14 protein-coding genes and 1 pseudogene are annotated in these 16,737 nt (G+C 49.9%); 4 read left to right on the top strand and 11 right to left on the bottom strand.

Annotated features, from left to right (window positions below; genetic code table 11):
* Nucleotides 1-4 precede the first annotated feature (4 nt).
* The 6 genes and pseudogenes from DWX84_RS14420 to DWX84_RS14385 all read right to left on the bottom strand — a co-directional run bounded on the left by DWX84_RS14420 (nucleotide 5) and on the right by DWX84_RS14385 (nucleotide 10,831).
* Complete coding sequence (locus DWX84_RS14420) at nucleotides 5-1,309, bottom strand: sigma-54 dependent transcriptional regulator (RefSeq protein ID WP_032536786.1); 1,305 nt, start codon at nucleotides 1,307-1,309, stop codon at nucleotides 5-7.
* A pseudogene (locus DWX84_RS14415) lies at nucleotides 1,306-3,626 on the bottom strand (hybrid sensor histidine kinase/response regulator). Before DWX84_RS14415 ends, DWX84_RS14420 begins: the two are co-directional and overlap by 4 nt.
* 144 nt (nucleotides 3,627-3,770) lie before the next feature.
* On the bottom strand, nucleotides 3,771-5,129 hold the full coding sequence (locus DWX84_RS14410; RefSeq protein ID WP_032536653.1) for an efflux transporter outer membrane subunit: 1,359 nt from the start codon (nucleotides 5,127-5,129) through the stop codon (nucleotides 3,771-3,773).
* Entirely contained in the window at nucleotides 5,130-8,243 is a 3,114-nt protein-coding gene (locus tag DWX84_RS14405; RefSeq protein WP_119193929.1) for an efflux RND transporter permease subunit, read from the bottom strand.
* Entirely contained in the window at nucleotides 8,240-9,364 is a 1,125-nt protein-coding gene (locus DWX84_RS14400; RefSeq protein WP_119193928.1) for an efflux RND transporter periplasmic adaptor subunit, read from the bottom strand. The genes DWX84_RS14405 and DWX84_RS14400 overlap by 4 nt, the downstream gene beginning before the upstream one ends.
* Before the next feature lie 654 nt (nucleotides 9,365-10,018).
* Nucleotides 10,019-10,831, bottom strand: coding sequence for a DUF4469 domain-containing protein (locus tag DWX84_RS14385; protein WP_119193927.1), 813 nt, complete (start codon nucleotides 10,829-10,831; stop codon nucleotides 10,019-10,021).
* Nucleotides 10,832-11,247: 416 nt separating this feature from the next.
* Here DWX84_RS14385 and DWX84_RS14380 point away from each other — a divergent pair, with 416 nt between their 5' ends.
* Together DWX84_RS14380 and DWX84_RS14375 are read left to right on the top strand one after the other, a co-directional pair.
* Nucleotides 11,248-12,339, top strand: a complete 1,092-nt coding sequence (locus DWX84_RS14380) for a sensor histidine kinase (RefSeq protein WP_122377540.1) — start codon at nucleotides 11,248-11,250, stop codon at nucleotides 12,337-12,339.
* Nucleotides 12,320-13,075: a LytTR family DNA-binding domain-containing protein gene (locus tag DWX84_RS14375; protein WP_119193925.1), complete on the top strand. Its 756-nt coding sequence runs from the start codon at nucleotides 12,320-12,322 to the stop codon at nucleotides 13,073-13,075. Before DWX84_RS14380 ends, DWX84_RS14375 begins: the two co-directional genes overlap by 20 nt.
* A 23-nt stretch (nucleotides 13,076-13,098) precedes the next feature.
* Here DWX84_RS14375 and mobA read toward each other — a convergent pair whose 3' ends face one another.
* Together mobA and DWX84_RS14360 are read right to left on the bottom strand one after the other, a co-directional pair.
* Nucleotides 13,099-13,521, bottom strand: coding sequence for a conjugal transfer protein MobA (gene mobA, locus DWX84_RS14370; protein WP_032536658.1), 423 nt, complete (start codon nucleotides 13,519-13,521; stop codon nucleotides 13,099-13,101).
* Nucleotides 13,522-13,800: 279 nt separating this feature from the next.
* The gene (locus tag DWX84_RS14360) at nucleotides 13,801-14,268 is read right to left on the bottom strand and encodes a DUF3408 domain-containing protein (RefSeq protein WP_032536670.1); all 468 of its coding nucleotides are present in this window, start codon (nucleotides 14,266-14,268) and stop codon (nucleotides 13,801-13,803) included.
* Nucleotides 14,269-14,834: 566 nt separating this feature from the next.
* Between DWX84_RS14360 and DWX84_RS14355 the strand changes: the two genes are divergently transcribed.
* Both DWX84_RS14355 and DWX84_RS14350 read left to right on the top strand, forming a co-directional pair.
* On the top strand, nucleotides 14,835-15,146 hold the full coding sequence (locus tag DWX84_RS14355) for a helix-turn-helix domain-containing protein (protein ID WP_032536671.1): 312 nt from the start codon (nucleotides 14,835-14,837) through the stop codon (nucleotides 15,144-15,146).
* Nucleotides 15,147-15,199: 53 nt separating this feature from the next.
* Nucleotides 15,200-15,505 carry a helix-turn-helix domain-containing protein gene (locus tag DWX84_RS14350; RefSeq protein WP_032536661.1) on the top strand — a complete coding sequence of 102 codons (306 nt, stop codon included), beginning with the start codon at nucleotides 15,200-15,202 and terminating at the stop codon, nucleotides 15,503-15,505.
* Between the two features lie 95 nt (nucleotides 15,506-15,600).
* Here DWX84_RS14350 and DWX84_RS14345 read toward each other — a convergent pair whose 3' ends face one another.
* The 3 genes from DWX84_RS14345 to DWX84_RS14335 form a co-directional block, all read right to left on the bottom strand.
* Complete coding sequence (locus tag DWX84_RS14345; protein ID WP_233573945.1) at nucleotides 15,601-15,774, bottom strand: hypothetical protein; 174 nt, start codon at nucleotides 15,772-15,774, stop codon at nucleotides 15,601-15,603.
* Between the two features lie 78 nt (nucleotides 15,775-15,852).
* Complete coding sequence (locus DWX84_RS14340; protein ID WP_032536663.1) at nucleotides 15,853-16,227, bottom strand: hypothetical protein; 375 nt, start codon at nucleotides 16,225-16,227, stop codon at nucleotides 15,853-15,855.
* Nucleotides 16,228-16,229: 2 nt separating this feature from the next.
* The coding region (locus tag DWX84_RS14335) for a site-specific integrase (RefSeq protein WP_147431259.1) at nucleotides 16,230-16,737 on the bottom strand (508 nt) is incomplete at its 5' end.

The raw sequence follows: 16,737 nt of genomic DNA, 5'->3' as shown, positions 1-16,737 counted from the left end.
CAATTTACAATTCAATTCCATATTCTTTCATCTTTTTATACAGCGTTGTCCTGCCTATTCCCAACAACTTGGCAGCAAGATGTCTCTTTCCCTTCGCCTGCTCTAAGGCACGGATAATCCGTTCTTTCTCTTCTGCTTCACTTTTGAGAGCGAAGCTGGAAGGAAAGGAAGATAGCTGTTCTCTGCCTAACTCCAAATCGTTATCAGTTATCATGTTGCCTTCCGCGTGCAGGACAGCCGTCTGTATCTTTTGTTTTAATTCACGGACGTTGCCCGGCCACGGATAGGCAAGCAGGATGTTATTGGCGGAAGCATTGAATCCTTTGATGTTACGCTCCAGTTCCTTGTTCGCCAGTCCGAGAAAGAACTCCGCCAACGGCAATATGTCCTCTTGACAGTCACGCAAGGGTGGTACGGTTATCGTGTATTCTTTCAGGCGATAGAGCAAGTCCTCACGGAAACGCTTTTCGGTGACGGCTTTCTGCAAGTCGTCGTTAGTAGCCGCCACGATACGTACGTCGGCGGTCTTGTCCTCTTTCGCTCCTATCGGACGATAGCGGTGTTCCTGTATGACACGGAGTAACATACGCTGCATTTCCATCGGAAGGTTGCCCACTTCGTCAAGGAACAATGTGCCGCCTTCGGCTTCCTGAAAATACCCCACATGGGCAGAATCTGCTCCCGTAAATGCCCCTTTGACGTGTCCGAAGAAGGCGGACTGTGCCAATGTCGGGGACAACGCTCCACAGTCCACCGTTACGAAAGGTTTTTCCGCACGTTTGCTTTGGGTATGCACATAACGGGCGATGTGTTCCTTGCCCGTGCCGTTCTCTCCGCATATCAGCACTCCCAAACGGGTGGGCGCAACCAACCGGACACGCCGCTTGATTTCCTGATATGCCGCTCCCTGACGGACGAATATTGGCACCTGCCCCTGCCTTTTCTGTTCCTGTGCCTTGTGCAGTAAACGGATGAGAGGGACAAGCCTGTCCTCCACCAACAGTTTGGGGATATAATCGGCAGAGCCGAGTTTCATACTTTCCACCGCCGTATGCACCTCGGCATAGTCGGTCATGACGATAAACGGTTGCGGCTTTTCCTCCTTGCGCATCCATCGTAACAGGTCGATACCCTCTCCGTCAGGCAGACGAAGGTCGGCAAGCACGATGTATTCCTCTCCGGCTTTCATCAACAATTTCTTGGCGGTGGAAAGCCGATACGCCTGTGCGGTGTCGAAACCGCCTTTCTTCAAAAGGTTGCAGATATAATCGTTATATACGGGATTGTCCTCTACCACTATTACTTTCATTGCTTGTCCTCCTTTCGTGTTTTAGCTTGTCCCACTATCTTGTTACCCATAGCCAACATTGCATCTATGGCTTTGCTGATTTCTTCGTCCGCACAATTCTCCTCCATACGCAATAGGCGGTGCAGCTCCCTGAGTGGTTTGTCTGCACGGATTACCGCCCACGAACTGCGCAAACGATGTACCTGTATATCCAAAGCCTTGCGGTCAAGCATTGCCCCAGCTTCCTTTATGGCTTGCATATCCTTTTCCGTCTCGGTTATCAGCTTGTCGAGCATTGCCACCTTGTCGCCATACGCCAACAAGGATGTCAGGTCGGGCTGTTCCTCCTTGTCAGACAGCAAGGGGGAAAGGCATTTCTCCGACACCGCCATCAGTTCCGACAGGTCAAACGGTTTGAACAGGCAGGCGGAAAAGCCTTGTGACAGCAGTTCTTCTTCGGTACAGCTTCCCGATGCCGTAGCGACTACCACAGGAATGGTCTTCGAGTTACCGATGTCCGATGAACGGAGAAGTTCCAACACCTCGTAGCCGTTCGTTTCCGGCATCTTCAAGTCGGTAATCAGCAGGTCGTAGTCATTTGTACGTATGGCTTCCATAAGGTCGCCCGTATTGTTGCATATCTCGCAATGGATGCCGTAATGAGCATACATATCCCTTGCCATCGAAAGAAGAATGTCGTTGTCGTCCAACATAATGACCGAATATGAGCGTTCAAAGTATGGCTCTTGATATTGCTCTTGCATTTTCTTCTTTTCGATGCCAGCAATATCAGCGGTTTGCATGGGTAATTCTATTGTGAAACGACTGCCTTTGCCTTTCTCGCTGTCCAACCGGATTGTACCGTCCAACATATCCACGATACGTTTCACTATCGACAAGCCCAATCCGAAACCGTCCTGTGTGGCGGCATTGGAGAGACGTTCAAATGCACCAAACACACGTTGCTGTTCTTCTCCACTCATTCCGTTGCCTGTATCTTCAACTACAATAGAAAGAACACTACCGTTATATTCCATACGAAACGATACGTTTCCGCTTTGCGTGAACTTGACAGCATTGGATAAAAGATTGCCGCAGACCTGCATGATGCGCTCCTTGTCACCCATCAGGATAACATCATCGCAACATTCCACCGTAAAACGCAAGTCTTTTGCTTCCGCCAAAGGAATAAATTCTGTCAATAAAGCGTCTGCCATGCCCTGCAATCGAAACGGGGCGCTATTCGCATTCTCCTTTCCACTATCCAGCCGGAAAAAGTCAAGTAATGTGTTCAACATGGCAATCATCCTACCGGCTGCCTGTAAGATACTTTCTGCATAGCGGCTTATGTTGTCCGTATCGTGTCCTTGTATCAGTTCCGCATAGCCGTGTATGGCTGTCAGCGGTGTGCGCAGTTCATGGGTAATGGTGTGCATGGCTTTCTTGCGGGAGGAAATCAGTTCCTTGTTTTGCATATCTGATTCATAGAGTTGCTTTATCAGGCTGACTGTCTTTGATTTATACCGTATAATACGGCGTATATCCCTGTGAATAATGATATAAGAAACAACCAAAAGAAGAAAGAGACAACCTGTCAGACTGCCGATTTGCAGGAACGAACGTTCACGCATGGCGGTTATTTCCATCTCACGCCCTTGCAAGTCACTTTCTATTTTCCTGTCCATCTGCCCGATAAGCGATTGCAGTTGTCGGTTCAGCTTATTGTTACGCATGGCGAGGCTGTTGGTTTGTGCTGCTAAACGGCGGCTTTGTGCCTGTTGTTGTGCTATCTCCTTGCTGTTCAGTGCATGGAGCATGTTAGTCGTGGCGGTTGTTTTCGGCTTTTCTTTTTTGCCAAACCTAAGAAACCTTTACGTTTCGACTTCTGTGGTTGTTCCTGTGCGCTTCTTGCCGCAATGACGGGTACACGCTCGGCAATCCTCTGGTTCAAACTTTCCTGTTCATCTAATACTTCCACAATGCCCTGAAGTAACCTTTCCTTGCTTTCCAACAAGTGGCGCACACTGTCTATTTGTCTTGCTGGATAAACCGTTTTGAAACGGCATAGCATACTGTCCACTGCCATACGCCGAATATGGTAATGCTCCAAATCCTCGTCTTCCCACTCCAACACACTTTCGCCCAAAAGAGAAAGCCCGGTCATTTCACCGTAAACATGATGTATTTCTTGGCGGAAGTTGTTTATCCGTTGGTTCTCCGTTTCCAATGCCTCAATCTCTTTCCATTCATAATGCCACAGATACATGATCCCACCTGCCAACAGGCACATCAACAGGTAACCAGCGGCAACCAGTATGCGGAGAAATCTCGTACTCATGAAATTCAGTTTCATTCATATATTCTTTTTATCAAACAGCCCGCAAATTTCTTTGACTCATGGGCAGTGCCTCTTATTTCCTTTTCTTTCACCCTTGATTTGTCAATGTCTGACTTTGATAATTGCGAAGCGCCGCTTCGTTTTTTACCTGCATCCTCCACCCAAAGCATGGTAGAGGTTGATGATTCCCTGTATCTCGCCAAACCTGTCCTGCGCCTGTGCTTGTTCTGCGCTCAGCAGGGATTGTTGTGTTGTAAGCACTTCCAGATAGCTGGTGGAAGAATGGCTCATCAGCAGTTCTGTCTTTCGCACAGCTTCACGCAAGGTTTCAACCTGCCGGGTGTTTATCTCATATTGCGACTTAGCCGTCTGCCAGGTGGTTAATGCATCGTTCACCTCCTTTCCTGCGTTCAGCAATGACTGTTGGAATAATAATTTGGCTTCTTCCTGTTTAGTTTGTGCAATCTTCAAGTTGGCGATATTCGTGCCACGGTTGAATAGCGGTTGTGTCAGGGAACCGATGGCGTTGAACAACCATTGTCCGGGATTGGTGATTGCTCCACCTCCATTGTTAGTCCAACCCAATGTGCCCGAAAGAGTGATATTGGGGTAGAAGGCAGAGCGGGCTACATGGGTGGCGTAAAACGCTTGTGCCAGTTCCATTTCAGCCTGACGCACATCGGGACGATTGGAAAGCAACTGCAAAGGAACTCCGATAGAGATAGTATCAGGGAAGGATGCTTCGTCCAGGCTACTCCGTTCAATCGGTTGCGAAGGCATGGCAAGTATCGCAGACAAAGCATTCTCTGTTTCAGAGACACTTTTGCATATAGCCAGTTGCGATGATTCAAGTTGCATCACGTTTGCCTTTGCCTGCAATACCCCGGCTTCATTCGCCTTGCCCACCTTTTTCAACGCTTCGAGTGTGCGCACGGTAGCCCGCCAGTTTTCCAAAGTCCGATTGTTTATAGACATTTGTTCGTCAAGCAAGGCAAGTGTATAATAACTGTCTGCTATCGTGGCGATGAGTTGTGTCTGTACGGCTTGCTGATAGTCACGACTTCCCTGCCATGCGACAACCGCGCCACGCTTCGCAGCCGTGAATTTACCGAATATATCCAGTTCCCAACTTGCGGTCGCCCCGACATTGTATGTCTTTGCGGTCGCCCCATCGTAGCGGCTACCACCACCTTCGGCATTGATTCCCAATGAAGGGAGATAGGACAGTTTTGCCGTCATCAAAGCTGCCTCAGCCGCTTCAACCCGCAGGCGTGCCACATTGAGGTCTGTATTTTGCTCAAGTCCTGCCTCAATCAAAGACTGAAGTTCCCGGTCGGTGAACATCTCCCGCCATGACATGGAGGCGATGTTTGTTGTATCAATATCAACAGATAAGTTCCAATACAGATTTTCTGTCCGGATGCCAGCCCGATGATACCGGCTGTATGTGCCGCAGCCGGTAAGCATCAAAGTTGATAATATAAATATGGTTGTCTTCTTCATTTAATTACGTTTAACTCGTTCTTGAATGTATTGAAATGTGATGAACAGCGACGGCACGAGGAACAGCAATGCCAATGTACCCACTATCATGCCGCCTATTACACCTGTGGCAAGCGAGCGGCTGCCATTGGCACCCACGCCATGGGCCATCATCAGCGGAATAAGACCGAACACCATCGACAAGACGGTCATCAGGATAGGGCGCAGGCGAACCTTTGCCGCGCTGTATGCCGCCTGTGCCAATGTCATGCCTTCCGACCGTCGCTTACCAGCATATTCGGTCAGCAGAATGGCGGTCTTGGCAAGCAGTCCGATAATCATGATCAGTCCGGTCTGCATATAAATGTTGTTCTCCAATCCGAACATCCATGCGAACAGGAAGCTGCCCATCAGTCCGCAAGGCACGGACAGCAACACGGCAAACGGGATGAACACGCTTTCGTAGAGGGCGCACAGTATCAGGTATATCAAGACCATACAGAGCATGAATATCATTGCGGCATTGTTGGTGGTCTTGCTCTCCTCACGCGATAATCCCCCGAACTCGTAGCTGCAAGTGGCAGGAAGCACCTCACGTGCCGTCTCGCCAATCGCCTTGATGGCCTGACCGGAACTGTAGCCCGATGCCGGAGAGCCGTTGATGGCGATGGCATTGAAAAGGTTGAAGCGCGTAAGGTCGGAAGGTCCGTTGGTCTTGGTCAGGCGCACGAACTGGCTCAGCGGTGCCATGCTGCCGTCGGAAGTACGCACGTACATCTGGTTAAGCGACTCCGTATTTATGCGGTACTCTGCCGGTGCCTGCATGGTGACGTGATAGAGTTTGGAGAAACGGTTGAAGTCCGATACATACGACCCGGTATAATATCCGGAAAGCGTGGACAGCACATCGGCAGGAGATACGCCCGACTGCTCGCATTTCGCCGCGTCAATGTCCACCCAATACTGAGGATAGTCAGCGGCAAAAGACGAATAGACCTCACCGATTTCGGGACGGCTGGACAATGCCTCTACGAATCGGTCCGCCTCCTTCTTGAATGTGGCAACGTCTCCGCCTGTTTTGTCCTGCAAGTAGAGTTCAAAACCGTTGCCCATGCCGTAGCCGGCAATCATCGGCGGTGACATGGCAAACACCGTGGCATCGGGAACATCAGCAGTGGCGGCATAAATCTTGCCTATCACGTCGTCCACCGATTGCCCTTCGCCCTTGCGCTGGTCCCAATCTTTAAGTGTCATGAAATACATTGCCTGTGAAGGACCGGAACCGCTGAATGAGAATCCTCCGACCGCTCCGCTGTACTCAATCTCAGGGATGCTGTCAAGACGGTTGTTGATACGCGCCATCACCTTGTTGGTCTGCGCCATGGAGGAGCCGGGCTTTGTGTTCATGCTTACCATCACCGTGCCGGTGTCTTCCTGCGGAATAAGTCCTGTCTTTGTGACATTGACCAGCAAGACCAGCAACCCGAACGAGGCGGCAATCGTTCCCCACAGCAGCCATCGGCGATGGATGATATACAGTACCCCACGCACATAACGGCGGCTCAGACGCTCGAATACGGCATTAAATGCCTTGCGGAAGCGTGCCGCGAAATTGTTCTTCGTATTTCCGTGCTCGTCGATATAAGGTTTCAGGAACAAAGCGCATAATGCCGGAGAAAGGGTAAAGGCATTGATAGCCGATATGCCCACGGCAACCGCCATCGTGATACCGAACTGGGCATAGAACGCCCCGGAGGTGCCGCCCATCATTGCTACAGGGATAAACACCGCTATAAAGATAATGGTAGAGGTAAGAATGGCGGACGAAACGCCCTTCATGGCATCATCGGCGGCAAGCACCGGCGACCGGTAGCCCTCATCGAACTTCGCCTGCACCGCCTCTACCACCACGATGGCATCGTCCACCACCGTGCCGATGGCAAGCACAAGGGCGAAAAGCGTGAGCAGGTTGATGGAAAAGCCTATCAGCGACATCACGGCAAACGTACCGATGATGGAGACGAAGATGGAAACCGTGGGAATGAGCGTGGACTTGATGTCCTGCAAGAACACATACACCACCACGATAACCAGAAGTATCGCCTCGATAAGCGTCCGTATGACAGAATGGATGGAGGCATACAGGAACTTGTTGGTATCGGTCAGCACTACGAACTCCGCCCCTTCCGGCAGGTCGCGCTCAATTTCATTGAGCACCTCGTGAATCTCATTGATGGTGCTTGAAGCGTTGGAGCCCGCTTTCTGGTTGATGAGCATGATGGCAGCCGGATGTCCGTTCACCTCGGTGGAATAGTTGTAGTATTCATCGCCCAACTCCACGTCGGCGACATCTTTCAGCCGCAGCACATCGCCCCCGGGCAGGGACTTGATGACCAGCTCGCCGAACTCTTCCGCTGTGGAGAGGCGGCCGCGATACTTCATCGTGTATTCGTTTGCCGTGGGGTGATTGGCTCCGAACGAACCGGTTGCCGCCTCGATGTTCTGCTTCGCCAGCACGGAGGAAATGTCGTCGGGAATCAGCCCGTACTGCGCCATCTTGTCGGGGCGCAGCCAGAGGCGCATACTGTAGTTGGAGCCGAACAGTTGTGCCTTTCCCACACCGCCGATACGTTTCAATCGCGGCTCTACGTTAATCTTCACGTAATTGTTGAGAAAGGTCTGGTCGAAACGGTTGTCGGGGCTGTAGAGGGCGAATGTCAGCAACTCGGCGTTCTGCTGTTTCTCGGTGGTGACACCGGTCTTGGTCGCTTCTGCCGGAAGCTGGCTCAACACGCCGTTCACGCGGTTCTGCACATTGACCGCCGCCATGTCGGCGTTGGCACCCTGCTTGAAATAGATGTTGATGGAAGCATCGCCTGTATTGGATGCCGTGGAGGTCATGTAGGTCATGTCCTCTACACCGTTGATGGCCTCTTCCAGCGGAACAATCACGGCTTTCTGCACCGTCTCGGCATTCGCGCCGGGATAGGTGGCCCATACGTTGATGGTGGGCGGGGCGATGTCGGGATATTGCTCCACGGGGAGGGCTTGCATGGCGATAACGCCCATCAGGACAATCACCACGGAAATGACGCCCGAAAATACCGGGCGGTCTATGAAGAAACGCAGGTTCATGGCTTTATGGTTTTAGGTGTGACAATCATTCCTTCCTTTAGCTGCCCCACACCTTCGGTGATGAGGGTGTCGCCGACGGACAAGCCCTGCTCTACAACGAAGTGGTTGCCGTCGTTCAGGCGGTCCACGGTCAGGTAGGCGGCTTCGGCCTTTCCGTTCTTAAGGCGGTAGGCGATAATCTTGTCCTGTAGTTCCACGGTGGCGGTCATGGGAATCAGGATGGCATCCGTATCCAGCACTTGCAGGATGACGTTGCCGATGGTTCCGCTCAACAGGTGTCTGTTGACGTTGGGAAACAGGGCCTTTATCTGTACGGCACCGGTCGTGGAATTGACTATTCCGCTGATGGTCTCTATTTTCCCTTGTTTCCCATAGACGGAACCATTGTTAAGTTGGAGGCTAATCGGAGGCATTTCACATATAATTCTGTCAATAGAACCATATCTGGCCTCGAATTGCCTAAGTTTGTTTTCCGAAATGGAGAAATAGGCATACATCTCCGAATTGTCCGACACCACTGTAAACGGTTGTTCGATGGTGGGACCGACGAGTGCGCCGACGCGGTAAGGCAGCGTGCCTATAACCCCGTTGCTCGGACTCTTGATTTCGGTGTATGACAAATCGTTCCGGGCATTTGCTTCCTGAGCTTTTGCTTGTTCCAGCTCTGCCTGTGCCACTACTAATTGGTTTCGGGCAACAGACAGTTCGTAATCGGATATGACTTTTTCATCGAACAGCGACTGTTTGCCGTTCAGTTCGATACGCGCTGTTTCCACTTTTGCCTGTGCCGCGCTGACATTGGCGATTGCGATGCGCAGCGCAGCCTGATAGGGCGCTTGGTCTATGACAGCCAGCACTTGCCCTGTTTTTACTTGCTCTCCCTCTTTCACGCATAGGCGGATGATACGACCCGATACTTGAGGTATGATGTCCACATCCTGCCGTCCGCGAATCGAAGCGGAATAGCTTTCTTCAAATTCAATGGGTTGGGAAGAAACCACCATGATGGGCAATGCCTGTCCCGTTTCCTCTCCTTGCTGTTCCTGTTTGCAGGCTGTTAATGAAGCAGCCAGCAGGGTTGTTGCCGTGATGCCGGCAATCCATGTTCGTCTATTCATCATCTGTTTTTTTGCTTTCCCAACAAACCAGTGGCATCCTTCTTCTGGAAGTCTCTGATGATGAGATGTTCTGTTTTAATAATCATATTATCTCAAATTTTGGGTGCAAAGATATTTTGTGCTTATTGTGCAGACAATCGACATACCATCGAAACGGAGAAAACCGCTTCCGAAACGACGGAAACGGCTTCCGAAAAAATGAAAAGCATTCAGGAACTATATCCGGCAGACACGAAAAACTCATGGATGAAACGATGGCCGCTAATTCCGTTGCTTACGCTACGTTCATCGAACAGGACATTTCTCATGTTCATAAACCGATAGTTTAGTAGTGTCTATGCCCGTCACGGTCTGCTTTGTACGGTCAAAGGAAAGTACATGATTCTCCTGCCCGTATGATTTTGAGCAAACAGACAACAGCAGCATGATGACAAGAGCCATATTATATGCTGTCAGATTGATGCCGCAGATTTTCAATTTCTGAATCTTCTTCATACTGAAACCGAATAGTTAATGAGTTAGTATATCTGTTATGTTTTTGCTTGCTTGCCTGAATAGAGCTGTTCAGCCACTCCAAATAGAGTTATTTGGTCGAACCAAATAGAGCTATCTGGTTATACCGAACAACCCTATTTGGTCAGAACAAAACACCGGCTTTTATCCCAACGGATTCACATTCTGGTCGCCGTCCGATGAGCCACCTCCTGTCGAGCCGCCCGTATTGCCACCTCCCGTAGGTGCCTCGCCAATGTAGAGGGTTTGCGTCACGCTGCGGGGAGTTTTCAGCAGGGTACTGGCACCACTGAATTGCGTGGTTACTTTGAGCTCATACGCCCCATCTGCCAGTCCTGCCGGGATGAGGAAGATGAGTTGTGAAGGCTTGTTCACCGCCCACATATCTTCAGTGATTTTCGTCACCACGCCCGACGAGGAGGTCAGCGTGATGCCCACGGACGGGTCACTGCCTGCCACCTTGATGTAGGCACCCGTCAGCGTGTAGTTGCGCCCTGCCGTAGCCGTGAAGCCCGGCGCACGGGTGGCTGCATCCACTCCGCCTGCCACATACATGGCATTGCCCTTTTCGCCGATGATGTTCACCGTAGTGGCGGAAATCGCTTCGCGCAAATCGGCGCCTTGCGTGAACGAGGCGTAGAGCGAATTCTTCTCCTTGTCCCATGTCTTGTTGTCCACCACGCCCGTGGGCTGGATAACGGCATTATATAGTCCCGTATTCACACGGAAGCCTGTCAGCAGCAGTTTCTTCACCACGCGCTTTTCGAGGTTGAGCACCGCTTCCACCGTCTCGCGCTCCAATCCGGGATTTACCTCCATGATTTCCGATACCACGCGCTGGAAGTCCGCCGCGCCTGCCGATACCAGCACGGCAATCTTGTCGTCCTTGTTCTCCACTGTCACCGTATTGTCCGCCAACTGGACGTTCAATACATACTTGATGTCATTTGTTGCCATAATTGAAAATTTTAAAAATTGTTTTTTATAAAGTAATTCAGCCTTTATCAAGCTGTATTTAGCCTACACACATGGGCACGAAATTATCCGTAACGATTCATTTGCAACAGCAAAATCAGACTGAAACGGAAGAATCTATGCCTGAACCGTCTGAATCAACCATCTAAATTTTCAAATGCTGCTTTCGCTTAAAGACAGGTAAAGTGAGGAGACTCCCTACGGGCAAAAAGGGGCTTTGCTCATTTTTAACAGTTTCGTTTATGGCACTTCGACTAATGCAAGATGCAACACACCTTGTCTCCAATACCCCTTTTGTCCGCTTCAAAGTCCGTTTTATCCGTTTCGGGCAGTCCCATCCTGTCAAATCAAGAAGTAAAGTCGTATCTTTGCCGCCACGAAATAACTATGCCAAGGATATGTTCCCAAAGAATACGAAAATACTGAACTGGCAGAACGGCCTCCTGCTATCGGCCGTCTCCTACGCGCTATACATCATCTTCTGGCTATTGCTCGATGATGACACCGCCCGGCAGTTGCCGGACATGACGGTAACGGATTATCTCATTGACTTCCTGCTGTGTATGCTCTTCACATACACCTCGTTGGGCTTCTGCTATGTCGTGTTCAGAGTCCTTCCTTTCAACGCTTCCTACGTCAGGGTCATCGTCTATGCCTCGTGCCTGCTGATGCTCAACAACCTGATGGCTTTCGGCATGACCTCCTTGTTCAACCTCCTATGGGGTGAAACCGAAAACGGGCTTCTTGACGAGCTTATCAACATGAAGGGAACCTACACCTTCGCCATGGTAGCCACCTTCCTGTCGAGCGTCTATGCCAATGCCTTCTACCTGCAATCCTACATCCGGGCACGCGACGAGAAGCAGGCGCTCGAAATGGCGTTGATGAAAGAGAAGGAAACGGCACTGCAATCGCAACTCAACTCGCTGAAGCTGCAAATCAATCCGCACTTCATGTTCAACAACTTCAACAACCTGCTGGCACTGATTGAAGAAGAGCCCCGTCTTGCAGGCAAGTTCCTGAACAACCTGTCGAAAGTCTATCGCCACATCATCTCCAACCTGGATTGCAACCTGATACCCGTAGCCGACGAAATCCGCTTCCTCGACTCCTACCTCTATCTGATGAAAGTGCGCCACGGCGAAGGCATCACCACGGAGATAAGCCCCGAAGCCAGGCAATGCCAAGGCTTCATTCCGCCTGCCGTGCTGCAACTGCTGGTGGAGAACGTCATCAAGCACAACAGCTTTTCGACCGAACATCCGCTTCACATCCGGGTCACGCTGTCCGGCGGCTATATCACGGTCGGCAACCCCAAATCGCCCCTGCTGTCCGAAATCAAATCGACCGGTTTGGGACAGAAAAACATCATAGAACGTTATGCCCTGCTCTGCGAGCGGAAAGTAAAAATAGAAAACGGCAAAGACTACTATGCCGTGAGCCTGCCCATCCTGAAAAATATCACGCCCCATGAAGATACTGATTCTTGAAGATGAACCGCGCAGCGCCAAGCGCCTCATCAGAATGCTGAAAGACATCGACCCCATGTTTGTGCCCGAAGGTCCCTTAGGGAGCATCAAAGAGACCGAAGCCTTCTTCCGCTCCGGGAAATCGTCGGACCTCATTCTTGCCGACATCCGCCTGAGCGACGGTTTGAGTTTCGAAGCCCTGAAACACGCCCCTTCCTCCGTGCCCATCCTGTTCACCACCGCTTACGATGAATATGCCGTGCAGGCATTCAAGTTCAACAGCTTCGATTACCTTCTGAAACCGCTGGATGCCGACGAACTTGAAGCAGCCATAGCCAAAGCCACCAAAGCAGGCAGGAATTATACCGATGAGAATCTTCGGCAACTTTTCGATTCGTTGCAGAAGAACCAATGCCGCTATCGGGAACGCTTCCTCTTGCCCTATCGTGACGGATATAAAACGGTCCGTGTCTCAGACATCAACCACATCGAAACGGAGAACAAAACCGTGTACCTCCGCCTCAATAACGGAACTTCCGAAGCCGTCAATGTGTCAATGGACGAGCTTGAACAGCAACTCAACCCGGACTGTTTCTTCCGAGCAAACCGCCAGTACATTATCAATATAGAACACGTATTGTTTCTCGGTACTTATTTCGGCGGCAAACTTATTGTCCGGTTAAAGGGATATCCTGACACAAAGATAACCGTCAGTAAGGAGAAAGCTCAACGGCTGAAAGAGTGGATAGACAGGTGAGGCCTAAAGTGTCTTCTTCGAATTTATTCCTTCCGTTGTTCCCACTTGGCATACATCTCCCGTGAAAGTTCCATAATCTCCCGGCTCAGTTTCACAAGGTCAATGGTATGTTTCTCCAACTTGTAGAGCAATGCCATCGCCTTTTTCTCCGAAAAATGGCAGCGTAATTCCTTTACTACTTGGTTGTAGTTCGTGCCGATGCCACGGAACTGGGCGTGAAAGTCGGACAACTTGGTGCAATATTCCAACATCGCCTTGTCCACCTTCAGCACCTTGAACTTCTGCCCGAAGAAATGCGCTTTGAGGAAAACGGCTTTTGCGTACATCTGTGATTCCTCGTACATCGTAAGGAATCTGTTCCATTCCATATCGTCGAAGCGCACCATTACGCAGTGCGTCTTCGGATTCAACTTGGGATTTCTCCCGTACTTACTGGTCTTTTTCATTGTCTTGTCCTTTCTATTTAATGGTTCATACATGGTCTAATCTCTGATTAAAAAACTTGGAAATTATCCGACTGCGGAGGATAATTCTGCCCACGGCAGTGCAAGGATTTTCAGTTACCGGAATCAACCGGAGTAACTGAAAATATATCTTGCTGTGTCTTTGAGGACACAAGAATCCTCCGCCTGTCGGATTGGCTTGTCAGTACAATAACTCTTCCGGTGTATCGGTCAAACCGATGGAGTGTATCCACCGGCTTGACCGGTTCCACTACAATCCGCTCAGAGCTTGCGCCACTGCTCGATGTCATCCCGGTAGGTTTCAAGGTGCAGGCGGACAAGGTTCTCGACCATTCCCGATGCGCTCATACCCCTGCTGCCGAAGTAACGGACTATCCTGTCCAAGCTGTCGCGCACCTCGCCGCTGACAAACACGGGCTTACGGTCGGTTATCTTGGGTACTCGCAGGTAAGTGGTACGGTACTCGTCCAGCGACAGCTTGCGTTGTTTGCTGCTGACACGCTTCTGTGGCACTGCCACTTCTTGGGGTGTTTCGCCTGACGGTTCATCCACCGTCGCTGTTTCCGCTTTTTTCGTGACGGTCTTGCCGGGTTGTGCCAGCTGTTCCGGATTCAGACCGATGTTCCTGTAGAAGTCGTCCATAGACTTCTCACTGCGGGATTCCCTGCGTCCCATTCTTTCCACGATTTCACGAGCCTGCTGCTCACTGATACTTGGTTCTCTTTTCATTGTCATAAAACAGGTTGATTAAGTTATTACTGTGGTCTTGGTCAGTACCTCGACCGATTGTTGCAAGCAAAGTAAGAAGTTTTAGTACAGTCAATCAATAACTTGGATTCGATTAGGCAATATTGTGAGACTTTGCTTTATGGTGATAGAGATATCGGTGAGGACTTCACAGATTTGCCGGATCTGAATAGCCGGAAGAACAAAGGTGCGATTACAGTCAGGTTTGAATTAAGCCCTTGTTTTCTCTCTTTTTACATTCCTGATTTCAAGAATTAAGAATATAGCCCCAATCTGTGCCAACCTCTACCAACCTGTACCATATGCTTCCACTTCCTGGAAATCCATTGCCGGATAACAGATTATGTATTCCTTTACGGCAAAAGGAATACGTAACGAAAAGAAAGAGAGTATGGAAATTTCAGTCGCAGATAATCGACTGACGGCATACCGGACAATGATTACCGTATCGGCGCAACACGCTGCCACTTTCTGGAAATGCATTGCAAGGCAGTAGATTATGTATTCCTTTGTGGCAAAAGAAACAGTAACAATAAAAAAGTATGTATATGGAAATCGTATCTATTGAAAGAAAGACCTTTGAGGCGATGGTCGCCAAGTTCGACCGTTTCGTCAGTCGCATGGATGCCATCTGTCGGCGGCACGGAGAGAAGAAGATGGGCGAGTGGATGGACAATCAGGACGTTTGCCGGATGCTCAACATCAGTCCCCGCACATTGCAGACTCTGCGGGACAATGGGACGCTGGCTTACTCGCAGATAAACCACAAGACGTACTACCGTCCCGATGACGTACAGCGCATTGTTTCCGTTGTGGAGGACAGGCGGAAAGAGGCGAAGTTCAAAGGAAGAACTATATAAACTTGATGAAATGAACGAAGTAAACTAACAATACCCACTAAATCCAAAGTAACATGAATGAACTGATAAACAAGGACAGCGAGTGGATAATCCACTTCATGGGCAGTCTTGACCGACTGTTGGACAATGTAGAGCATCTGACCGCCAATTACCGCCCGACACTGAATGGAGAGCGTTTCTTCACCGACAAGGAAGTGTCGGTACGGCTGAAGGTGAGCCGCCGGACACTTCAGGACTACCGCAATGAAGGGCGTATCGCCTATATCCAGTTGGGTGGCAAAATCCTCTACCGTGAATCCGACATCGAAAGGATGCTTGCTGACAGCTACCGTTCCGCTTACCGACAGACGGCAACCTGATTTTCTTGAAGGAGCGCAGTTTGCCGTCTGACCTGTGATTGCGTCAGCAATGGACTTTCGGCAAAAAGAGAAAGGAGCGGCTTACAGACGGTGCGTCAAAATTCCGCTTCGTCTGTAAGTCGCTCCTCTCTTCTTTCTTCTGATTTCCCGTCAGTCGCTTGTTCCCGTTGCCGGATGCTCTTCAAGCGAGTGGCAGGCAGTGACAAGGTTTTCGGGTTGAATACGCTCAAACTCGTTTGAGGAAGATTCTGCCCGAAATGGCTTGCCACCCGACCTTGCCGCTGCCATTAAACCATACGCTACCTTTGCATCCGTGCATCGGGAACGAGTGGCTGACGGAATGAACCTCAACTATACCATCGGTTATTACCTCTGACGCTGGCAACAAACAGTGTAATCGGTGTAGCTTTCTTAATGGTACTAATTTCATTTATTATAAACCGTCTGAACAAAACACTCTCTTTACTGCATATCCTGAATGCAACGGCGATAATCACTTCAATGTTATAGACATCGTAACTGATGCCATCCGGTTGCTTGAGATACTTCATCGTGTCAAGTTCGTTCAGTTCCTTGTTCTTGTAAATGGAATGAATTGCCTTGCGGACATTGCATGAGAACACCCCGAACAGGTCGGCTATCTCGAACTTGGTCATCCATATAGGTGCAATCGGTATGGTGACTACGCCTGTTTCATTGATTGTTATTATTCCTCTATCCATATCTATCGCATTACTTTAGACATCACGTTCTTTACATTATTCATATCGCGCAGAATAGAGGAATCCAACACACGTGCATAGTGTTGCGTCATTTTTATATTGGAATGGCCGAGCATTTTCGCTACATTCTCAATACTCACACCGTTGGCGAGACATACAGAGGTCGCATACGAATGGCGAGCTACGTGTGTGGTCAAGGTCTTGTTTATCAGACATAAGTCTGCGATTTCTTTCAGATAGCTGTTCATTTTCTGATTGCAGGGAACTGGCAGCAGCCTGTTTTTCTTTTGGCAAGTCGGATGTTCCGCATATCTGCGGAGAATCTCCAATGGAATATCAAGCAAAGGAATGTTACACATGTTCTTCGTCTTTTGGCGAGGCTTGCGAATCCATAGGTTGCCATTGGAGTCTTCTACGATATGTTCCGGTGCCAGTTGTTGCACGTCTATGAAGGCTAACCCAGTGAACGCTGCAAAGATAAAGACATCACGGACAATGGTGATACGCTCT

The sequence above is a fragment of the Parabacteroides sp. AF21-43 genome (assembly GCF_003635435.1).
In the GTDB taxonomy this organism is placed as follows: Bacteria; Bacteroidota; Bacteroidia; order Bacteroidales; family Tannerellaceae; genus Parabacteroides; species Parabacteroides distasonis.
The sequence above is the reverse complement of the archived record's forward strand: the minus strand, read 5'-3'. Positions and strand labels throughout refer to the sequence as shown.

Coding starts and splice junctions, on each gene's coding strand:
- DWX84_RS14420 (WP_032536786.1), bottom strand. CDS start 1,309: ATGAAAGTAATAGTGGTAGAGGACAATCCCGTATATAACGATTATATC.
- DWX84_RS14410 (WP_032536653.1), bottom strand. CDS start 5,129: ATGAAGAAGACAACCATATTTATATTATCAACTTTGATGCTTACCGGC.
- DWX84_RS14405 (WP_119193929.1), bottom strand. CDS start 8,243: ATGAACCTGCGTTTCTTCATAGACCGCCCGGTATTTTCGGGCGTCATT.
- DWX84_RS14400 (WP_119193928.1), bottom strand. CDS start 9,364: ATGATGAATAGACGAACATGGATTGCCGGCATCACGGCAACAACCCTG.
- DWX84_RS14385 (WP_119193927.1), bottom strand. CDS start 10,831: ATGGCAACAAATGACATCAAGTATGTATTGAACGTCCAGTTGGCGGAC.
- DWX84_RS14380 (WP_122377540.1), top strand. CDS start 11,248: ATGTTCCCAAAGAATACGAAAATACTGAACTGGCAGAACGGCCTCCTG.
- DWX84_RS14375 (WP_119193925.1), top strand. CDS start 12,320: ATGAAGATACTGATTCTTGAAGATGAACCGCGCAGCGCCAAGCGCCTC.
- mobA (WP_032536658.1), bottom strand. CDS start 13,521: ATGAAAAAGACCAGTAAGTACGGGAGAAATCCCAAGTTGAATCCGAAG.
- DWX84_RS14360 (WP_032536670.1), bottom strand. CDS start 14,268: ATGAAAAGAGAACCAAGTATCAGTGAGCAGCAGGCTCGTGAAATCGTG.
- DWX84_RS14355 (WP_032536671.1), top strand. CDS start 14,835: ATGGAAATCGTATCTATTGAAAGAAAGACCTTTGAGGCGATGGTCGCC.
- DWX84_RS14350 (WP_032536661.1), top strand. CDS start 15,200: ATGAATGAACTGATAAACAAGGACAGCGAGTGGATAATCCACTTCATG.
- DWX84_RS14340 (WP_032536663.1), bottom strand. CDS start 16,227: ATGGATAGAGGAATAATAACAATCAATGAAACAGGCGTAGTCACCATA.